This is a genomic window from Halobacillus litoralis (genome assembly GCF_020524085.2).
GTDB lineage: Bacteria > Bacillota > Bacilli > Bacillales > Halobacillaceae > Halobacillus > Halobacillus litoralis_E.
The window spans coordinates 1006949-1026030 of record NZ_CP129016.1 but is presented as its reverse complement, the minus strand read 5'-3'; the positions used below and the strand labels follow the sequence as shown (position 1 = coordinate 1026030).

The 19082-nt window shown below is 44.7% G+C and carries 16 protein-coding genes, 3 pseudogenes and 1 riboswitch; of the genes and pseudogenes, 9 read left to right on the top strand and 10 right to left on the bottom strand.

Translation table 11 applies throughout. The features are described from left to right. Positions 1–24 precede the first annotated feature (24 nt). Positions 25–375, bottom strand: coding sequence for a YidH family protein (locus tag LC065_RS05425; protein WP_226593302.1), 351 nt, complete (start codon positions 373–375; stop codon positions 25–27). A gap of 192 nt (positions 376–567) precedes the next feature. On the opposite strand from LC065_RS05425, the pseudogene LC065_RS05420 reads away from it, so the two are divergent. Continuing rightward, a pseudogene (locus LC065_RS05420) lies at positions 568–2221 on the top strand (FAD-dependent oxidoreductase). 232 nt (positions 2222–2453) lie between these two features. Here the strand turns inward: LC065_RS05420 and LC065_RS05415 are convergent. The 3 genes and pseudogenes from LC065_RS05415 to LC065_RS05405 form a co-directional block, all read right to left on the bottom strand. Then, positions 2454–3758, bottom strand: coding sequence for a PucR family transcriptional regulator (locus LC065_RS05415; protein ID WP_226593306.1), 1305 nt, complete (start codon positions 3756–3758; stop codon positions 2454–2456). A 211-nt stretch (positions 3759–3969) separates the two neighbouring features. Then, a pseudogene (gene pruA / locus LC065_RS05410) lies at positions 3970–5516 on the bottom strand (L-glutamate gamma-semialdehyde dehydrogenase). A gap of 32 nt (positions 5517–5548) precedes the next feature. After that, positions 5549–6466, bottom strand: a complete 918-nt coding sequence (locus tag LC065_RS05405; RefSeq protein WP_226593311.1) for a proline dehydrogenase family protein — start codon at positions 6464–6466, stop codon at positions 5549–5551. A 340-nt stretch (positions 6467–6806) separates the two neighbouring features. Between LC065_RS05405 and LC065_RS05400 the strand changes: the two genes are divergently transcribed. After that, a complete protein-coding gene (locus tag LC065_RS05400; protein WP_226593313.1) occupies positions 6807–7505 on the top strand; it encodes a bacteriorhodopsin in 699 nt (232 codons plus the stop codon). A 138-nt stretch (positions 7506–7643) separates the two neighbouring features. On the opposite strand, the gene LC065_RS05395 is transcribed toward LC065_RS05400, so the two are convergent. Then, positions 7644–8078 carry a universal stress protein gene (locus LC065_RS05395; RefSeq protein WP_226593315.1) on the bottom strand — a complete coding sequence of 145 codons (435 nt, stop codon included), beginning with the start codon at positions 8076–8078 and terminating at the stop codon, positions 7644–7646. A 253-nt stretch (positions 8079–8331) separates the two neighbouring features. Here LC065_RS05395 and LC065_RS05390 point away from each other — a divergent pair, with 253 nt between their 5' ends. From LC065_RS05390 to LC065_RS05380, 3 genes are all read left to right on the top strand, one after another. Continuing rightward, positions 8332–9381, top strand: a complete 1050-nt coding sequence (locus LC065_RS05390; RefSeq protein WP_226593317.1) for a Delta(5) desaturase DesA — start codon at positions 8332–8334, stop codon at positions 9379–9381. 67 nt (positions 9382–9448) lie between these two features. Further along, positions 9449–10579: a sensor histidine kinase gene (locus tag LC065_RS05385; RefSeq protein WP_226593319.1), complete on the top strand. Its 1131-nt coding sequence runs from the start codon at positions 9449–9451 to the stop codon at positions 10577–10579. Between the two features lie 2 nt (positions 10580–10581). Next, on the top strand, positions 10582–11190 hold the full coding sequence (locus LC065_RS05380) for a response regulator transcription factor (RefSeq protein ID WP_226593321.1): 609 nt from the start codon (positions 10582–10584) through the stop codon (positions 11188–11190). 176 nt (positions 11191–11366) lie between these two features. Here the strand turns inward: LC065_RS05380 and LC065_RS05375 are convergent, their stop codons facing one another. Both LC065_RS05375 and LC065_RS05370 read right to left on the bottom strand, forming a co-directional pair. Then, on the bottom strand, positions 11367–11846 hold the full coding sequence (locus tag LC065_RS05375; protein WP_226593569.1) for a methyl-accepting chemotaxis protein: 480 nt from the start codon (positions 11844–11846) through the stop codon (positions 11367–11369). Positions 11847–12031: 185 nt separating this feature from the next. Next, positions 12032–13291, bottom strand: coding sequence for an MFS transporter (locus LC065_RS05370; protein WP_226593323.1), 1260 nt, complete (start codon positions 13289–13291; stop codon positions 12032–12034). Positions 13292–14079: 788 nt separating this feature from the next. Continuing rightward, positions 14080–14258, top strand: a riboswitch (Lysine riboswitch). Positions 14259–14380: 122 nt separating this feature from the next. On the opposite strand from LC065_RS05370, the gene dapA reads away from it, so the two are divergent. Next, positions 14381–15277, top strand: a complete 897-nt coding sequence (dapA, locus tag LC065_RS05365) for a 4-hydroxy-tetrahydrodipicolinate synthase (RefSeq protein WP_226593327.1) — start codon at positions 14381–14383, stop codon at positions 15275–15277. A 27-nt stretch (positions 15278–15304) separates the two neighbouring features. Here the strand turns inward: dapA and clpP are convergent, their stop codons facing one another. Both clpP and LC065_RS05355 read right to left on the bottom strand, forming a co-directional pair. Then, the gene (gene clpP / locus LC065_RS05360; RefSeq protein WP_226593329.1) at positions 15305–15886 is read right to left on the bottom strand and encodes an ATP-dependent Clp endopeptidase proteolytic subunit ClpP; all 582 of its coding nucleotides are present in this window, start codon (positions 15884–15886) and stop codon (positions 15305–15307) included. Positions 15887–15901: 15 nt separating this feature from the next. Then, positions 15902–16558 carry a sigma factor-like helix-turn-helix DNA-binding protein gene (locus tag LC065_RS05355; protein WP_226593331.1) on the bottom strand — a complete coding sequence of 219 codons (657 nt, stop codon included), beginning with the start codon at positions 16556–16558 and terminating at the stop codon, positions 15902–15904. A gap of 162 nt (positions 16559–16720) precedes the next feature. Here LC065_RS05355 and LC065_RS05350 point away from each other — a divergent pair, with 162 nt between their 5' ends. Then, positions 16721–16906 carry a hypothetical protein gene (locus LC065_RS05350; protein ID WP_226593333.1) on the top strand — a complete coding sequence of 62 codons (186 nt, stop codon included), beginning with the start codon at positions 16721–16723 and terminating at the stop codon, positions 16904–16906. 34 nt (positions 16907–16940) lie between these two features. On the opposite strand, the gene LC065_RS05345 is transcribed toward LC065_RS05350, so the two are convergent. Beyond that, on the bottom strand, positions 16941–18002 hold the full coding sequence (locus LC065_RS05345; RefSeq protein WP_226593335.1) for a branched-chain amino acid aminotransferase: 1062 nt from the start codon (positions 18000–18002) through the stop codon (positions 16941–16943). A 148-nt stretch (positions 18003–18150) separates the two neighbouring features. Between LC065_RS05345 and LC065_RS05340 the strand changes: the two are divergent. Continuing rightward, positions 18151–18372 (top strand): annotated as a pseudogene (locus tag LC065_RS05340) (bacitracin ABC transporter permease); the annotation flags it as partial. Between the two features lie 61 nt (positions 18373–18433). Continuing rightward, on the top strand, positions 18434–19054 hold the full coding sequence (locus LC065_RS05335) for an NUDIX hydrolase (RefSeq protein WP_226593336.1): 621 nt from the start codon (positions 18434–18436) through the stop codon (positions 19052–19054). Positions 19055–19082: the final 28 nt, after the last annotated feature.

The window sequence follows — 19082 nt, the reverse complement described above, 5'->3', positions numbered from 1 at the left end:
GAGGCTTTTCTTTATTCAAAGGAATTATACAAAAAATAGATACGTCGTCACCAATATAAACAGCAAAAAGGCCACAGAGGTCATATAGACAATAATCCGGTGGGAAGAGACAAAGCGGTCCTCATTGATATTCTTCCGCGTATGATAATAATTCACGGTTGCACCAATAATCGTCATTACGCCAAGAAACAAGGAGGATATGCTGACGAGCATCGCCAGATTATTCGTGAAATCCCCGGCCGTCGGAAGGGCTGAAATATGGAGCGTTGTAGCTAAAAACCCGATCCCGACAAGGGCGATACTCGTCCGAATCCAAGCTAAATATGTCCGTTCATTGGCTAAATGCTGCTGAATGAGTTTTCTTTCATCTACCATTAACCACCATCTCCTTTTTCCACTATCCTTATCTTACAACGTCAGAACCCCGTCATGCACGGATCCCTATTTTTATTAGAGAAAGTGTCACAAAATATACATAAGGGGGTATATTGTATTTTAGAGAAACACGGAGTAATCTATAGATAAGACTTAATGTGAATCATTTCACATTAAGGAGAGAAGGGGAGGATGACGGTGTCAAAAAAAATTATTATCGTGGGCGGTGTCGCCGGCGGAGCAACTGCTGCAGCCAGACTAAGACGCCTGAGTGAAGAAAATGAAATCATCTTGATTGAAAAAGGAACGTACATTTCTTTCGCAAACTGTGGTTTGCCTTATTATATTGGAGAAGTGATCACCGACCGGGACCGGCTCCTTGTCCAAACCGTTGAAGGAATGTCAAAAAAATTCAATCTCGATATCCGCAACCTTAGTGAAGCCACAGAAATTGACCGAGAAAGAAAAACGCTCACCATTAGAAAAGTGGATACGGGTGAAACATATAAGGAAACGTACGATACACTCATCTTATCCCCTGGAGCAAAGCCTATTGTTCCACCTTTCAAAGGTATAAAAAAAACTGAAAATCTTTTCACTCTACGTACAGTCCCTGATACGGATAAAATTAAGGCGTGGGTGGACGATCAAGCGCCTGAACATGCTGTCATTATAGGTGGAGGGTTTATTGGCTTGGAAATGGCTGAAAACCTAGTTCACCGTGGCGTAAAGGTGACGATTGTTGAACTTGGAAGCCAGGTGATGGCTCCGCTCGATTACGAGATGGCAGCCATGGTGAATAAAGAGCTGAAAAACAACGGGGTTAACTTAATCTTCAATGACGGGGTAAAAGCTTTTGAAGACCAGGGGAAAATGATCCTTTTACAGAGCGGCCGTTCCATTGCGAGCGATTTAACGATCTTATCCATTGGTGTCCAACCTGAAAGCGACCTTGCTAAAAAAGCTGATCTCGATATCGGATCCCGTGGCGGCATCCTCGTAAATGAACACCTTCAAACGAAGGATGAAAACATTTATGCGATCGGCGATGCCATTGAAGTCAAAGATTATATCCAGCAAACTCCTGCAATGATCCCACTTGCCTGGCCGGCCAACCGGCAAGGACGTTTGGTTGCCGACCACATCCACGGTCAACCAGTCGTCTATTCAGGTACATTAGGAACGTCTGTCGCAAAAATTTTCAATCTTACCGTCGCAACTACCGGGAATAACGAGAAACTTTTGAAGAGTCTTCAAAAAGAATATGAAGCGATTCATATACATCCGGCGTCAAACGCGTCCTATTACCCCTGGCGGGAGCCCAGTATCCTTAAAGTTGCTGTTCGATCCTAGCACAGGGAACATACTAGGGGCCCAAGGTGTCGGCATAAAAGGAGAGAAAAGAATTGATGTGATTGCAACAGCCATCAAAGGGGACTTGAAAGTAACCGATTTGGCAGATTTGGAGTTGGCTTATGCCCCTCCGTATTCATCAGCTAAAGATCCTGTGAACATGGCAGGTTACGTAGCTTCAAATGTGATGGATGGTGAAGTATCCGTTTTTCACTACCATGAAGTAGCTGACCTTGTTGCAAAAGGGGAAATCATTGTGGATGTCAGAGAACCGAAAGAGCGGGAAAACGGAGCCATTGAACGATCCATCAATATTCCTTTAGGAGAATTACGAGACCGATTGAATGAACTGCCTAATGATCGTCCTATTTATGTGCACTGTCAGGTCGGTTTAAGAGGGTATCTGGCGACAAGGATCCTTACTCACAACGGGTATCAAGTCAAGAATTTAAGTGGTGGTTACAAAACTTACGAAAGCGCCGTTCAGGCATAAGAAAAAGGAGGGGACATGATGGATGCCCCCTCCTTTTTTGGTTTTGCAATGGTATTAGTCGTTTTAGTTACTACGGATGGTCAGGCTCTGGCTTACAGGTCCAGGATCCTCCCAAAAAAGCGCTCCCTTTTGTTTTTTTCTGGACGGGATAACTGTTCGGAATTGTCGACAAATACACAAACAATCAGCAGTACAAAAAACCGACCGCTATCATCCCGGGCACCCATATCATTTATTTTTGTAACGCTGCTTCGTATCGTTCATAATAGCTGTCTACATTATTCAGTAACAACAACTCGGTATATAAATAGGCCTTCATATTGAAATCAGAGAAATCGATGTTCGTAAGCTCCTGGATTTGCTTGATTCGATAATTCAGTGTATTGGGATGGATGAACAGTTCATTCGCCGTCTGCTTTCCTTTCCCGTTGTTCGCAAGGTACGCTTCTAATGTGAAGAGAAGGTCCGTCTGCTTCGTCGTGTCATTTTTAATCAACGTCAGCAAGTCTTCACTGTAGTAATCCTCCGAACTGTTTTTTTCGTACAATGCCGCTAAGTAGCGGTACAAACCAAGTTTGGAGAACTCGCGCGGCATCGTTTCAGGACGCGGGCCGATGAAGTTCGCGGTCTCAATCACTTCCAACGCTTCAAGAAAGCTTTTTCGCATGTAATAAATTTTCGTGTATTCTTTCCCGACACCAATGAGGAAATGATAAAAATCTTCCTCCCCTGTTTCCACTTTGACCACATCAATGAGGTCACGGGCGATATCCCTTGATGAAAAGCGGTCGGATTCTCTCCCCTCAATAAACAGAATCAATTGGAATTCGGTTTTCAAGTAATACAGGTGGCGGTTCGTACGGAAGCGGTTCACCGTGTTTTCCAAATCATCCAGCATCGACTTGTACTGAGGAGCAGTCACTGAAAAAACAACGACTGAAAATCGATCCGGGACCTTAAGTTGAGCGAGAGAAGCATCATGACGAAACTGGCTTTCACTGGCGTATTCATGATGAAGGAGCTGCCAGAGAAGCTCCTCTTTACGTCCTTCTTTGGCGTTCTCTTTCATGAACTGATCATAGATCAACTTCCCGAGATGGCCGTTGATTTCCTCTAAAAATTCCATTTCCTCTGCGTTCAAGGATTGCTCCGATTCCTGAACCCACACGTACCCAAGCGTATGTCCAAGGTGCTTGGCGGCAATGACGACACGCTGTTGAAATCCAAGATCCTCCATGGGATGGACGCGGATAGGATCTGATTGTTTTTCCAAACGAGTGACAATGCCTTCTTTCTTTAAACGATCGATAATGAAGATCGGACATTTTTTCGAAAGAATCGTTTTCTGCTGTGTCTGATCGAAATCATCAAACGCCGAACTATAGGCAATCAATTCGAAATTTTTATTTTCAATAATGACAGGCTTCTTCAACTTCGAACTGATCAGCTCTGTCGCTTTATGAATATCTTCTGCCTGAAGGATCAATTCTTTGACTTCCATAGGAATCCTGACCTTTCCGAGTAGGTTGAATGTCATGTATCGTTACCCTCCATTATATCGGTTGTGGATGGAAAGAAAAAGAAATATATCTAAGGCATCTTGAATAACTTTCATGCTGTTCCTTCGTTTAATACAGGAATCGGTGATCATTCGCTTTCCTGCTTCCGTTCAAGCAAAATACGGTAAACAGAACGATGTTATCCTATGAAAAAAGCTCTCCCAAGTTTGGGAGAGCCTTAGGCTTTTTTTAAAACATTTCAGAGATCGTCTTCGCTTGCATGTGTAGAGCAAGGTAGTCAGGTCCGCCGGCTTTGGAGTCTGTTCCACTCATCTTGAAACCGCCGAATGGCTGATAACCGACGATGGCTCCTGTACAGTTACGGTTGAAATACAAGTTCCCTACGTGGAAGTCGTATTTCGCTTTTTCCAAGTGGTCACGGTTGTCAGAGATGACCGCACCTGTGAGACCGTATTCTGTATTGTTGGCAATGTCGATGGCTTCATCGAAGTTTTTCGCTTTTGTGAAGCAGACGACCGGTCCAAAGATTTCCTCCTGTTGCATACGGGAATCCGGAGCGAGATCCGCAAATACCGTTGGCTCGATAAAGTACCCTTTCGAGTCGTCCCCTTTACCACCTGTGACTAGACGGCCTTCTTCTTTACCGATCTCCATGTAGCTCATGATCTTATCATAAGCGCCCTGGTCGACAACGGGTCCCATGTAGACGTTCTCTTCAGATGCATTTCCGACGGTCAGCTGTTCAGCGCGTTCTTTTACTTTTTCCAACACTTCATCATACACATCTTCGTGAACGACGGCGCGTGAACCGGAAGAACATTTTTGACCGGAGAATCCGAAGGCGGAGACGATAATGGCATCGACCGCTGTTTCGATATTCGCTTCCTTATCGACGACGACAGTGTCTTTCCCGCCCATTTCAGCAATCACTTGCTTAAGGTGGTTCTGACCTTCTTGAATTTCTGCCGCACGTTTAATGATACGTGTTCCAACATCACGGGAACCTGTAAAGGAAATCAGGGCCGTTTTAGGGTGATCGACAAGATAGTCACCGACTTCGCCACCGCTTCCTGGCACGAAGTTCAAGACACCTTTCGGTAGACCTGCTTCTTCAAGTACTTCTACGAATTTCGCAGCAATGACAGGGCTGTTACTTGCCGGCTTCATAACGACCGTGCTTCCTGTAACAAGTGGAGCAACCGTTGTACCTGCCATGATGGCAAATGCAAGGTTCCAAGGCGGGATAACAACCGCAACGCCAGTGGATGTATAGATGTAACGGTTTTGCTCACCAGGCGGCTTTCAACTGGCTTGCCTTCCTTCAATTCGATCATCTGACGGCCGTAATACTCAAGGAAGTCGATCGCTTCTGCCGTATCTGCATCAGCTTCTTTCCAAGGCTTTCCTACTTCATACACAAGATAAGCGGAAAATTCATGCTTACGACGACGGATGATGTGAGCCGCACGGAACAATAACTCAGCGCGAGCACGCGGATCCCATTTTCTCCAGTCTTCAAAAGCAGTCGCTGCTGACTGGACGGCTTTTTCCGCTAAGTCTTCATTCGCTTTGGATACGGTACCTACGACCTGCTTCGTGTCCGCAGGGTTTGTGGAGGTAATCGTATTGTCTGTGCGGATACGGTCGCCATCGATGAGAAGATCATGATGCTGCCCTAATTCTTCTTTCACTTGCTTCAGCGCTTCCTCAAAAGCTTTCTTGTTTTCTTCAATTGTAAAGTCTGTGAATGGTTCGTGTTTATAAGGCTGGACCATGATAAAATTCCCCTTTCTAATGTGTAGAAGTTTTATTTACTGAAAACACCTTTTAATGCAAAGGCGATGTTCGCTGGTCTTTCGGCGAGTCTTCTCATGAAGTACCCATACCAGTCTTCTCCATAAGGAAGATACACTCTTACTTTGTACCCTTCTTCAAGAAGATCTTTCTGCATTTGATTCCTCATTCCGTAAAGCATCTGGAATTCAAACTGGTCTTTCGGAATGTTGTGCTCTTTCACAAGCTTTTTCGTATAATCGACAATCGCATCGTCGTGACTTGCAATGGCTGTATAGTTGCCGTTCAACAAATTTTTCTTGATCAGATGCTTCAAATTATTGTCGACGAGATGCTTTTCAGGAAAAGCCACTTTTCCCGATTCCTTATAAGCCCCTTTCACAAGGCGCAAGTAAGGTTGGCACTCATTCAGTCGATCAAGATCCTCATCGGTTCGATAAAGATAAGACTGAACGACCGTACCCAGATTCGGGTAGTCCTTTTTCAACTCCTGATAAATATCTAAAGTAGCCCCGCACCGTGACGAGTCTTCCATATCAATGGTCACCGTGATGTCGTGTTTCTGGGCTTCTTTCAAAATAAGTTCCATATTCTCCATGACCAGCTCGCGACTGATGTCCAGTCCAAGCGATGTCAGTTTCAGAGATACTTCCGACTGCAGCTGGTTACTCGCAATCTGTTGAATACAACGGATGCATTCACCTGCGCGGTCTCTTGATTCTTCCTCACAGTCTACAAACTCTCCTAAATGGTCAACCGTAACGACCAGACCCTCATGGTTCAATTGCTGTATTAATGGAATTGCCTGGGAGAACGTTTCTCCCCCTACTATCTTGTCAGCCCCAAATTTACTGCCAAAGCGCTTAGCGAAGCGATCTAACAACTTATTGTTGGAAAGGTATAAGAAAAAGTTCTTACTGATGGCTTCCAAGATCACCACACCCTTTCATCATTCTCCTATTGATTCACCAAGTGGGCTCGTTAGGTGGAATGGAAGTAATAATGTTTGAACTGTTAAGAAAATTGTAACGAATAGCGCTTACATTCAGCAACGTGTAGCAAACACAAAGATAAGCCCCCAGTTTTATAGTTTAAACACAAAAGCGACTCACCCCCGTTTATAAAAAGACTTCAGCGGGAAGACAGGATGCCTTTAATGTGAGAGTATGGGAAATTATGTAAGACCTGGTACACCAGAATATGTAACTGTCTAGCCCCTCGTATTTTTGACTAGAATGAGAGGTAATGAGATAGAAGATTGAGGTGACACGATGAGTGAATATATTGTTTCGCTGCATTGGATTTATACGTTCGTCATGTTGGCTGGGGCTTTGACGTTTCTATATTTAAGTCGGAATCCGCGGGGTGTTCCGAAGTATGAGTATGTGATTGCGATTATTATTCCTTCATGGTCGGGAGCCGCTTACTTATCCATTGCCTTAGGACAAGGATTGCTCGAACAGCCTGACAAAACTGTGTACTTTGCCCGTTACTTAGACTGGGTGGTAACAACGCCCCTCCTATTGCTCGCACTCGCTTTGACCGCCATGTTTTATGAGAAGAAAAAAGACAAAGCCTTAATCGCTGCTTTAGTAGCAGCTGACGTATTTATGATTCTGACTGGTTTGATTGCCGACTTCTCCTCCGAGACCATCAAATACATCTGGTATGTACTCGGTGTAGTTGCTCTAGTCATCATCCTTTATATTGTTTGGTATCCGTTAAGGAAGATTGCTGCCAAAGGTGGGACGGAACTGAAAAAACACTACCAGCGAACCGCCGCTTACCTGACTATCTTTTGGGTCTGTTACCCGACAGCCTGGATTATTGGCCCTTCTGGAGTCGGGTGGACACAGCAAGCGACAGAGATCACAGCATTCATCATCCTCCCCATCCTATCCAAGGTTGGATTTAGCCTCCTCGATGTAGGAGGACTTCGGCGGTTGCAGCTTTCAGGCGTTGATGATTGATTCATCAACCCTTTTAAATGGAAATATATGTATGACCTGGTCACCCAAAATATGGGTGATTCAAGAATCTATCCGCAATGTCTTTATGACCATAAAAAAAAGAAAGCTTGAAGGAGTCCTTCAAGCTTTCTTTATCCTTTATTTCATAACTAATACGGGGCAGGTGGCATGTTGGACGACGTTATTACTGACACTTCCCAATAACATTTTTTTCACTTTTCCAAGGCCGCGGTTCCCGACGATGATCAAGTCCACCGCTTGCTCCTCCGCATATTTACAAATACCGATACCAGGGTTTTCTTGTACATCACTAACGATGACTTCTGTAATGACACCCACATCAGGTGAAGCCAATTCTTCTTTCAGTCCATCCATTTCTGAACGCAACTTCCCTGCCATTTCGTCCCCTATACTATGGGAGACCGCAGCATTTGTTGCTGGACCTGTGGGTTTAACGACAGATACAATATGAATTTCTCTATTAGAAGTTTCACACGCCTGATTCCTTGCTTCCCATACCGCTTCTCTACTTAAGTCACTCCCATCGTACGCAACGAGAATTCGTTTGGTCATAGGGTAACCCTCCAATAATAGAGTATCGATTTACACTTCCATTATATCACATTGTAAGCGTTATCTTAATAGCGACCTCATCTTTATGCTAATGAGAAGGAATAGCTTTTTCCTTTATCCCCCACTTTATCTCCTAACAATAGACAAACACCCATGACAAGTGTCATGTATATGTCCTGACGTTTGTGTCTTATAAAATGGAGGGGTTTTTCCTATCATATATAACATGAAGAAATATGAAGGAGTCGTTATTATGAACAAGGATAAACAACGAGAGCTGAAGAAAAGCGTTTCAGCCTTTGCGAAACCTGATACAAAAGCGGGCATTCGCCAGTTGATCAATACAATTATTCCATTTGTTTTATTATGGGTATTGGCCTATGCAAGCCTGTCCGTCTCTGTATGGCTTGCTGTTCCTGTCGCTATGATTGCTGGTGGATTCGTCATCCGTCTTTTCATCATTTTCCACGATTGTACACACCAGTCGTTCTTGAAAAGCCAAAAGGCCAACCGCATCATAGGGACGATCACAGGCATTCTAACGTTGTTTCCTTTCGATAAGTGGAAACGAAGCCATTCGATTCACCATGCAACAAGCGGAAACTTAGATAAACGCGGCACTGGCGACATTTGGGTCATGACCGTGGACGAGTATATAGAAGCGTCATGGAAAGAAAGACTCGCCTACCGCCTTTACCGTAACCCAATTGTCATGTTTGGCTTAGGACCGCTTTACTTGTTCCTTGTCTCCAACCGTTTTAATCGGAAAGGCGCCAAAAAGAAAGAGCGCACCAATACGTATGTGACAAATATTGCTGTTCTCGCCATCTACAGCTTGATTATTTGGGCGATCGGCTGGGAAGCATTCTTAATCATACAAATCCCCGTCCTGTACGTTTCAGGGGTCCTAGGCATCTGGTTGTTTTATGTCCAACACCAATTCGAAGATTCTTACTTTGAAGACGAGTCAGAATGGGATTTTGTAAAAGCAGCTGTCGATGGCAGCTCGTATTACAAGCTTCCTAAAATGCTTCAGTGGGTATCCGGCAACATTGGCTTCCACCATGTTCACCATCTAGCCCCTAGGGTTCCGAACTATGCGTTGGAAGAAGCGCACGAAAAGACACCGCCTTTGAAACACGCGACGACAATTACACTGGCCACGAGCCTTGAATCAATCCGATTCCGCCTCTATGATACAGAAAATAAAACATTCATATCCTTCAAGGAAGTGAAACCACTCCTGAAAAAGAAGCGCGTAGCCATGATCGATCAAAGGCAGCCAAGCTTCCAGGATGAATAAAGAAGTTGAAAGTCCATTCCCTCGAATGGGCTTTTCCTTTATGCTAAGAAAAAGGAGGTGGACCCGCATGCAGAACTGGTATCAAATTATTCCGAAAAATACAGGACTCAGCATTTACGTCTGGATCATTTTTTGTTTGTTGCCCTTTTTCTTCATTTTCCGTTCTTCATCCATATACGAAATGCTGTTCGGCATTCTAATGACGCTGATCTTCTTCCTCGCGTACCGGTTGTCGTTCATATCCAACAGCCGATTCGTCTATTTATGGGTCAGTGTGGAGATGGTCATCAGTATCGTCATGACGGCTCTGTTCGGATACATTTATTTCGCTCTTTTCATCGCTTATTTTATTGGTAACATCAAACACCTTGGCGGCTTTTTAGCTCTATATATCGTCCATTTGACGACGACGTTAATTGCAATTACGACGACATTCATTTATCAAATTGATTCTCTTTTTCCGAACCTCCCTTTCATCATCGTTACCGTGATCGGGGTCATTCTCCTTCCATTTACTGTCCGCTACCGGAACCAACAACAAAAACTCGAAGGGGAATTGGAAGATGCGAATGAACGAATTTCACAGCTGATGGTCATTGAAGAGCGTGAAAGGATTGCGCGTGACCTCCATGATACGCTTGGACAAAAGCTTTCAATGATCGGTTTGAAAAGTGATCTCGCCCGCAAGTTAATGACGGTTCAACCGGAAAAGGCCAGTAAAGAAGTGGAGGATATCCGTAACACAGCCCGGACGGCTTTGAAGGAAGTCAGGGAGATGGTATCGAATATGAAAGGGACGAAGCTTGAAGATGAAATTGTCCGCGTCCAGCAGATTATCGAAGCGGCAGAAATGAACTTTCAATTCGAAGGAGACCCGCACGTCACCAATACTCCCCTGCTTGTTGAAAATGTGCTCAGCATGTGCTTAAAAGAAGCGGCAACGAATATTGTGAAACACAGTGAAGCAACCACCTGCTGTGTGACGATCGAACAATTCCCGACTGAAATTCTCATCGGTGTTGAAGATGATGGGAAAGGCCTCCCCACCTCATTGGATCCTTTTCGCGGAAATGGATTACAAGGCATGCGTGAGCGCCTCGAATTTGTGAACGGAAAGCTTGAAATCGAATCAAAAAATGGAACGACACTACGATTCCACGTTCCGAACGTCATTAAAAACAAAGAAAAGGAGGAATGAGCATGATTCGGATTGTCATTGCCGAAGATCAGCGCATGCTGCTAGGCGCACTGGGTGCTCTTCTCGATTTAGAGGACGGCATGGAAGTTGTGGGCCAGGCTCAAAATGGTGAAGAAGCTTGTGAACTTGTAAAAAAATTAAAACCCGATGTTTGCATCATGGATATTGAGATGCCTGTGAAGGATGGACTGGATGCCGCTGAAGAATTATATGAAGAGCCTTGCAAAGTGATCATTTTGACAACCTTCGCCCGGCCCGGATATTTCGACCGCGCCCGGCGTGCGGGTGTCAGTGGTTATTTGTTGAAAGACAGCCCGAGTGAAGAACTCGCCACCGCCATTCGGAAAATCACCAACGGGCAGCGTATCTTTGACCCAGAACTCGTCGACCTGGCATTCACACAGCAAAACCCCTTAACAGAACGTGAGCGCGAGGTCATCCAACTGATGGCTGACGGAAAAAACACCAAAGACATTTCCCAAGAACTGTTCATCACTCCAGGGACCGTTCGTAACTATATTTCTGTCATTTTAGAAAAATTAGAGGTCAGCAACCGCATCGAAGCCATTTCTAGATTTAAAGAAAAAGGCTGGTACAAAAAATCCCGCTAACCCTCCTCAGAAATTCGAACTAGAATGAGGTGCGTTGAGAACCACTCGTTTTCCAGAGGCGAGTGGTTCCCCAGAACCCATTCACACTTACGACATATAAAACTCTTCATCCAGATCATTTAACCCTAAAGTCACGTGAAAAAACCTCGCCCATTACATGAGCGAGGTTTCTGTACTTACAGCTTAAATCGGCGGACTTGTTCATTTAATTGTTCAGCAAGGTTATTTAAGTCTTCAGCTGTTCTGTAAACTTCCTCCATAGAACTGTTCGACTGTTGAGCAGAGGCAGCATCCTGTTCAACACCTGCAGCAGACTCTTCTGTGATCGAAGCAATTTCTTCAATGGAGTGGTTCATCTGCAGGCTGTTTTCTGCAATCTCTTTCAAGTGCGTAGAGATGCTCAGGATTTTGGCGACCATTTCTGAAACGGAACCCTTAATTCCCTCAAACATTGCGCCCGTCTCTTTCATCTGCATGGAACCTTGATCCACTTCTTGATTCCCCGCTTCAAGAGAGCTGACAACACTCCCGGTTTCTTTTTGAATGCCTTCCACTATTTCTGTAATATCACCTACGGAATTTGTGACTTGTTCGGCGAGCTTCCTTACTTCATCTGCAACGACAGCAAAACCTTTGCCATGCTCACCGGCGTATATTTTGTGGCAAAAAAATTGAAGCTGCTTAAAATGACCGTCAACATTATAACCACCGAAAAAGATACTGAAATCCTTTTTTTAAGACTTTTCATGAGAATGCTCCTCTTCCGTATTTTTCCTTTATTTTTTATTGGAAGTAGTATGCGTTCCCTAAAGCCCACATTAGTATGTCCTAGGGTTTTTTCTTATTCAATCTCTCTCAGTTCTTTAAACCTAAAGAAAATAAACACAGAATACATAGTTACTAAAATCGCACCGACCGCCATAATATGATGGATGGATACTCCAAAAGCTAAAACTCCAGATGTTAAGGCATAGCTGACGGGAATCAGTCCCATCGAAGCTAGCGAAATGAGTCCCATCACACGCCCAAGCATCTTCTCTTCAATCAAGCTCTGAATTGCGGCAATGAATGGGATATTAGAACCTGATAAGGCGAATCCGAAGATCCCAAGGCATAGAATACTCATCCAAAGTTCTGTTGTGAAGCTGAGTCCTGTAAACGCCATCCCACCAATGACCAGTGCCAGAATACCAATCTTCCCTCGATTCTTTTTCACGTTCAACACACCCACCACAATTGAACCAAGCAGCATCCCCACAGCCAAACCTGCTTCAAGAAAACTGAAATCCATGGCCGTCCCCTCTAAAATAGTCTTCACAAATAACGGAAGCCCCATTGTCAAAGGTCCGACTAAGAAGAGATTCATAAAGATCGTCGTCAACACGACCAGCGAAATGACACGGGAGTTTTTTACATAAAGCAATCCTTCCTTAAAATCATCCCAAAACTTTTTTTGTTCGTCTGACTCTTCTTTCACTTTTGGTACACGCATACAGAAAATTAAACCACTCGCCACAACGAGCATAATTGCAGTTGTGGCAAACACAATTTCATAGTTTCCAAACGCAATGATGACCCCGGCAAGCATAGGAGCGAGTATGAACGATGTCTGGTTGGTCATCTGGATAATCGAATTGCCTCTCGTAAGATTATCTTTATGAATAATCGAAGGAATGACGGCACTTTCCGCCGCCCAGAAAAAGGCATCCAGAATACCGAAGAAAAAGGCGAACGTCACAAATGTCCATAACGTAATCCCACCAAACATAAACCAAACGACAAGACCGATAAGGAGCAGTCCCCGGATAAAATCAGACAAAAACATGATTTTCGCTTTATCAAAGCGGTCAGCAACCGTTCCACTGATAATCATAAAAAGTACCCTCGGGATACTGACGGCGATATAAAGAATTCCAAGAGAAGCCTCTAAGCCTAAGACATTAACGACGTACCAGCTTTGTGAGAAAAGGAAAAAGGAAATGCCAAAGCTTGATAAGAGTGCCGCTCCCCAAAGCAGCAAAAAGTTTCGATTCTTGAATATGGATGGGATCTCTTTCGGTTCTGTTTCTGACTGTTGCAACGCTATTTCATTGACTGCCATTCGAATCACACCTTCGTTTGTTATTGGTTGATTCTATTGTATAAAAGGTTGATGCTATCCACGATGTTCCCGGGAATGAATCTTCATCCGCCTCAGGTCTGATTTCTACAACTCTTCCAAAAAAAGCTCCCTTCACTTGAAGACTCAGTTTCCAGATAACCGGGGCTCGTTACCTAGGTTGAGCGTCAGGGGTGGTTGGGAAGCCACTCGCTTTCCTGCGGGGGAGTGTCAAGCTTCCTCGGGCTACCGCCCTGCGGGATCTTGCCTATCTCCTTTCTCCCACGGGAGTCTCGCAGCTTCCCAACCACCCCATTCCATGCAAGGAAGAAACGAACCCCTACACCACCGAGAGGAAGTGTCCCCCACCCTTCCTCCTAATCAGGCATAAAACCCCCTGTATCAAACTTTTACGTTCTGAATACCCACATCCACTTTCCACAATCATACAAGCTGAGTCTTCCATAAGTGGTTTCGAGACACCGATATAGCAAGGGGACGGTGGGGAATGGCGAGACTCCTGTGGGAAAAAAGTGCATGGTGAGACCCCACAGGACGCAGTCCGAGGAGGCTCACCGCGCTCCCGCGGAAAGCGAGCTATTCCCCGTAGCCCCCTCCGCTCAACAAAAGTCTCGAAAACTGAGCCTTCCACAAACCTGCCAGATAGCTTAAGATAAGAATCTCAGAGATTTTGTCGAATCGTTTGTTCCCTTGTCTTTCCACTTGTAAGTTTGATACTTTTTTGATAATCTTTAACTAACTAAATATTTTCTTATTTCAAATGATTTTGAAGTAAGGATAGAGGTGCAATGACATAAGTACACTTGTCGGAGGAGAATGAGCTCCTGAGATGAAAGTGGAAAGGGGAAATTGCCGAAGCGAAAGGGATCTCATATCCCTGATGCTGGTTCTGCTGCTGAACAAGTACAGGACTGTCATATAGGAAACTATATGGAGGGCTATCTTACGCAGGAACGGTTAAAAGTTTCTACGGCAGCAGCGACGCCCTCGTTGTTGCCGTTTTTATTTTGACTGCCGTAGCCCTCACAACCTCGAACGTATTCAAAATTCTAAACAAAGGTGTGTGAGGTTATGAATTTCGGCCAAGTATTAACAGCGATGGTGACCCCTTTTGACAGTGAAGAAAACATTGATTTGGATGCAACACGAGCGCTAGTCAACCACTTGATTGAGAACGGTTCGGATGGCCTTGTCATTGCAGGCACGACCGGTGAATCACCGACATTGACCACAGAAGAGAAAGTAGAACTCTTCAAGTTCGTTGTCGAAGAAGTGGACGGAAGAGTTCCTGTTATCGCAGGTACCGGATCCAACAACACGAGAGCGTCTATCCGGTTGACTGAAAAAGCGGAGGAAGTCGGCGTCGACGCCGTCATGCTCGTGTCCCCTTATTACAATAAACCAACTCAAGAAGGCCTTTACCAGCACTTCTCTACGATTGCCAAATCTACATCGCTTCCCGTGATGCTTTACAACATTCCAGGCAGAAGCGTCATCAATATGGAGCCAGCTACAGTCATTCGCTTATCTCAAATCAAAAATATCGTTTCCATCAAGGAAGCAAGCGGCGATCTTGATGCGGCGACGGAAATCATCCGTGAAACGTCCGATGATTTTTCTGTATATAGTGGTGAGGACTCCAATACACTTCCATTCGTATCGATCGGAGGTACAGGAATTGTCTCCGTATCCTCCCATGTGATCGGAAATGAAATGCAGCAGATGATCCAGAGTTTCCGGGAAGGCGATTTTGCGTATGCCGCCCGCCTTCACCAGAAGCTTGTTCCTGTTATGCATGCCATCTTCTCTGCACCAAGCCCGTCCCCTGTGAAAGCGGCTCTGAATGCTAAAGGTGTGGAGGTCGGTGGAGTCCGTCTTCCCCTTCTGCCGCTTTCAGAAGAAGAAGAAAAGCAGGTGCTCGGCGAACTTGAAAAAGTACAACCGAAAGAAGCGGTCAAAGCTTCATAAGAAAAACCGCCCGGCATGGGCGGTTTTTCATTTTTTGTGAACAATCTCATCGATGATTCCGTATTCCTTTGCTTCTTCCGCACTCATAAAATAATCACGATCGGTATCTTCTGCCACCTTTTCTACCGGCTGTCCGGTCCGTTCGGCGATGATTTCATTGATGTGCTGCCTCAGTTTGATGATTCGTTTCGCTGAAATCTCTATGTCAGCCGCCTGACCGCGAGCTCCTCCAAGCGGCTGGTGAATCATGATTTCACTATTCGGTAATGCATACCGCTTCCCTTTTGTCCCTGCCAACAAAAGCATGGCTCCAAAAGAAGCGGCCATTCCCGTACAGATCGTTCTAACTTCAGGCTGGATATACTGCATCGTATCCAGAATGGAAAACCCTGCCGTCGTCGACCCTCCTGGACTGTTGATATACAAGGAGATGTCTTTTTCCGGATCATCCGCTGCAAGGTATAAAAGTTGGGCAACAATACTGTTGGCCATGTGATCATTGATTTCTTCACTTACCATAACGATCCGGTCTTTCAAAAGCCTGGAGTAGATATCGTAAGACCTCTCCCCTCTGCTTGTCTGTTCAATGACATAAGGAATCGTATTCATCGGATTTTCCTCCTTTTATGCTGCTAAGGAGAGATCGTTTAAAGGTGAATCTGGGAGCTGATTTCTGGAAGCCGGTTTGAGGAGGACAGGAATTTTCTCAATCAATACCGTTGGATCCTGTATAGTTAGCGTTCTGATCAATGTTTGGTAAAGAAGATCGTCCTCTGAGCGGGTACGCATGATATGAAGCCTATCCACTTCTGCACACCTGTGCAGATTGTCCCGCGAACGCTTCAATAACGCCTTGACTCCTGTTTCCTTCATATGAAGCAGTTCTGCAACCTCTGCAATTTTATAATGAAAAGCTTCCTTCAAAATAAATGCAAACATCTGCTTCACCGTCAATTTTTCTATAAGAAATTGAATTAATGTTTCATCGACACCCTCTTCATTTTTTACAAAGTCATCAGCCGCTCTCTCCATCAAAGGGGTCTTTTTCTCCATGCGTTTTTGATCCATCCACACATGGTAGGCAATCTTTTTGAGAAGAGCCGGTCTGATCTCACCAGCATCATAGTGCTCAAACGCCCTTGCCACCGACTCCTGGGCAAGGTCTCTTCCGTCCCATCCATCGCGCGTTAAGAAAAGGCAATAACGTAAAAGTTTATCATAGTCCTTCTCTATCCCCTTAAGACCAGTCCTGCCCTCGGAATTCCTTCTATTCAGTTCCACTTTTCACACTCCTTTCGACCTCTCACAGCTATAACGGAAAACTCCACGAAAAAGATATGGGTATTTCTATTTTTATTCTCTGCTGATTGTCTAAACCCCTTCGGTTTCAAAAAGATTAAGGAGTATGATATTCGGTTAGAAGATAGAAAAAGGAGGAATACCATGTCCAAGCGACAGAAAAAGAAGAAAGACATCGCCCGGTTTCTTTTTCTTCTCGTCGTCATCATGCTAAGTCCTTTTCTCCACTCAACATTCAGTTGGTTTGTGAGCCTTGCAATTGTTTTCATTCTATACTTTGTCCTGATGTCCCTGATAAATTTCTTGAATCAAAAAACAAATGAGCATTAAAAAGCCTCAGGCACCAACACCTGAGGCTTTCCTTCTATACTTCCACTGTCCAACCATAGCGATCTTCTTTTCTTCCCCGTTGAATCCCCGTAATCGTATCATAAAGCTCTTGAGATAAAGCACCGATTTCATGGTCGTTGATGACCATCTTCTTGCCGAGCCAGTTTAATTCACCAACAGGCGAAATGACGGCGGCGGTACCGGTTCCGAAGGCCTCCTCGAGCTTCCCGTCTTCATAGGCCTGGTACAGTTCATCAATCGAAATCCGGCGCTCGGTTACAGGAACCTCCCATTTACGTAGAAGCTCAAGGATTGATGTACGTGTAATCCCCTGCAGAATGCTTCCACTCAAGGCTGGAGTCACGATTTCTCCATCGATTTTGAAAAAGATATTCATGCTTCCGACTTCTTCGATGTAGCGTTTTTCTACGCCATCGAGCCATAGGACATCGTTGTTTCCTTCTTCTACGGCTTTCGCTTGAGCCTGATATCCGGAAGAGTAGTTGCCGGCGGTTTTCGCCATGCCTGTTCCACCTTTGACAGCACGAGTAAATTTGTCTTCTACGTTTATCGTTACCGGTTTGATGCCGCCTGAAAAATAGGGCCCGACTGGTGATAAGATAATCATCAGTTTATATGATTTGGACGGAGCCACCGCAAGGCTCGGTTCTGTCGCAATAATAAATGGTCGTATGTACAGCGACGTTCCTTCAAAAGAAGGCACCCAGTCTTTTTCAAGTTGGACCAATTCTTTCAAGTAACCGAGCACTTCTTGTTCATCGACCGGCGGTATGCTCAATCGGTCACTCGACAAGTTTAGTCGCTCGAAGTTTTTTTCGGGACGGAAAAGAAGTACGCGTCCATCATCCGTGCGGTATGCTTTCAATCCTTCAAAAACGGTTTGTCCATAATGAAAAATCATCGCAGCCGGATCGAGCGTCAGCGGTTCATAAGGAACGATCCGCGGTTCGTGCCATCCTTTATCCTCTTCATAATCCATCACAAACATATGATCCGTGAAAGTGCGTCCAAAAGGAATCTTTTCACTTTCTGGTTTGGCTTTTTTATGGGTTGCTTCGACGATGTTCACTGACATTTTCATGACTCCTTTTCTATGGTGGTCTTTGAATATTAGTATCCATTGTACGCTCATCCTCACCTTTTTTAAAGAGGATTTGACGGAATGGTCAAAATATTTTTACTACACCACCGCTTTTTCGTAATAAAATGCGTGAACACCTATACTTTTGCGCGGTATTCAAGGAAAGCAGTTGTTCAACTTCGGAATTCCGTTACTGATTGGACTCCTGCACAGCTACTTTGCCGTAAAGTCCGGCTGATTCTTTTTCGGGACCGAGTTATGGACGCCGATGCTGATCGTCATGGGGCTTTACACAGCTTTCTATTCGATTTTCGGAATGCTGTCTGTTCTTTATTACAAAAAAATCATTAAAGAGGCGCTCTGATGAGTGCCTCTTTTCTATTCAGGCAAATGTTCTGGTATAGTAAAAAGACGAGGTGAAAACTATGGACGCAAAAACCATTTTTGAGACAGTGAAAAAACATGACCCCTCTGTTCTCGGTCACGAACAGTTCCGTAAGTTCGCTGTCCTTTTACCAATTATTAAAAAAAACAATGAGCTTCATGTCGTTTTCGAAGTGCGTTCTCATCAACTCAGAAGACAACCGGGTGAGATTTGTTTCCCAGGTGGAAAAATTGACCCTGAGGACCCTTCCGCAAAACAAGCCGCCATTCGGGAGACGGAAGAAGAATTAGGCGTCAAACCAGGGCAGTTCACAGAAGTCCATCCACTCGACTACCTGATTTCTCCCTTCGGCATGATCGTCTACACGTTTGCAGGATATTTGGATGTAGCCGAAGAAGAACTCGTCCGTAACCCCGATGAGGTCCGCGAAGTGTTTACAGTGCCGCTATCCTTTTTCATGGAAAATGGACCTCGCATCCACTACGTCCACTTTGAAGCTCAGCCGGAAGCGAATTTCCCCTTTGATTTAATTCCAGGGGGGGAAGAATACAACTGGCGGACGCGTCAGCTTGAGGAATACTTCTATATTTATGGAGATAAAGTAATCTGGGGGATGACAGCAAGGATCGTTTCCCATTTTGTGGATATCCTGAAAAAATAAAAACGGATGACTCCTTATCTTTTCTAAA

Coding starts and splice junctions, on each gene's coding strand:
- LC065_RS05425 (WP_226593302.1), bottom strand. CDS start 375: ATGGTAGATGAAAGAAAACTCATTCAGCAGCATTTAGCCAATGAACGG.
- LC065_RS05415 (WP_226593306.1), bottom strand. CDS start 3,758: ATGACATTCAACCTACTCGGAAAGGTCAGGATTCCTATGGAAGTCAAA.
- LC065_RS05400 (WP_226593313.1), top strand. CDS start 6,807: ATGAGTGAATATATTGTTTCGCTGCATTGGATTTATACGTTCGTCATG.
- LC065_RS05395 (WP_226593315.1), bottom strand. CDS start 8,078: ATGACCAAACGAATTCTCGTTGCGTACGATGGGAGTGACTTAAGTAGA.
- LC065_RS05390 (WP_226593317.1), top strand. CDS start 8,332: ATGAACAAGGATAAACAACGAGAGCTGAAGAAAAGCGTTTCAGCCTTT.
- LC065_RS05385 (WP_226593319.1), top strand. CDS start 9,449: ATGCAGAACTGGTATCAAATTATTCCGAAAAATACAGGACTCAGCATT.
- LC065_RS05380 (WP_226593321.1), top strand. CDS start 10,582: ATGATTCGGATTGTCATTGCCGAAGATCAGCGCATGCTGCTAGGCGCA.
- LC065_RS05370 (WP_226593323.1), bottom strand. CDS start 13,291: ATGGCAGTCAATGAAATAGCGTTGCAACAGTCAGAAACAGAACCGAAA.
- dapA (WP_226593327.1), top strand. CDS start 14,381: ATGAATTTCGGCCAAGTATTAACAGCGATGGTGACCCCTTTTGACAGT.
- clpP (WP_226593329.1), bottom strand. CDS start 15,886: ATGAATACGATTCCTTATGTCATTGAACAGACAAGCAGAGGGGAGAGG.
- LC065_RS05350 (WP_226593333.1), top strand. CDS start 16,721: ATGTCCAAGCGACAGAAAAAGAAGAAAGACATCGCCCGGTTTCTTTTT.
- LC065_RS05345 (WP_226593335.1), bottom strand. CDS start 18,002: ATGTCAGTGAACATCGTCGAAGCAACCCATAAAAAAGCCAAACCAGAA.
- LC065_RS05335 (WP_226593336.1), top strand. CDS start 18,434: ATGGACGCAAAAACCATTTTTGAGACAGTGAAAAAACATGACCCCTCT.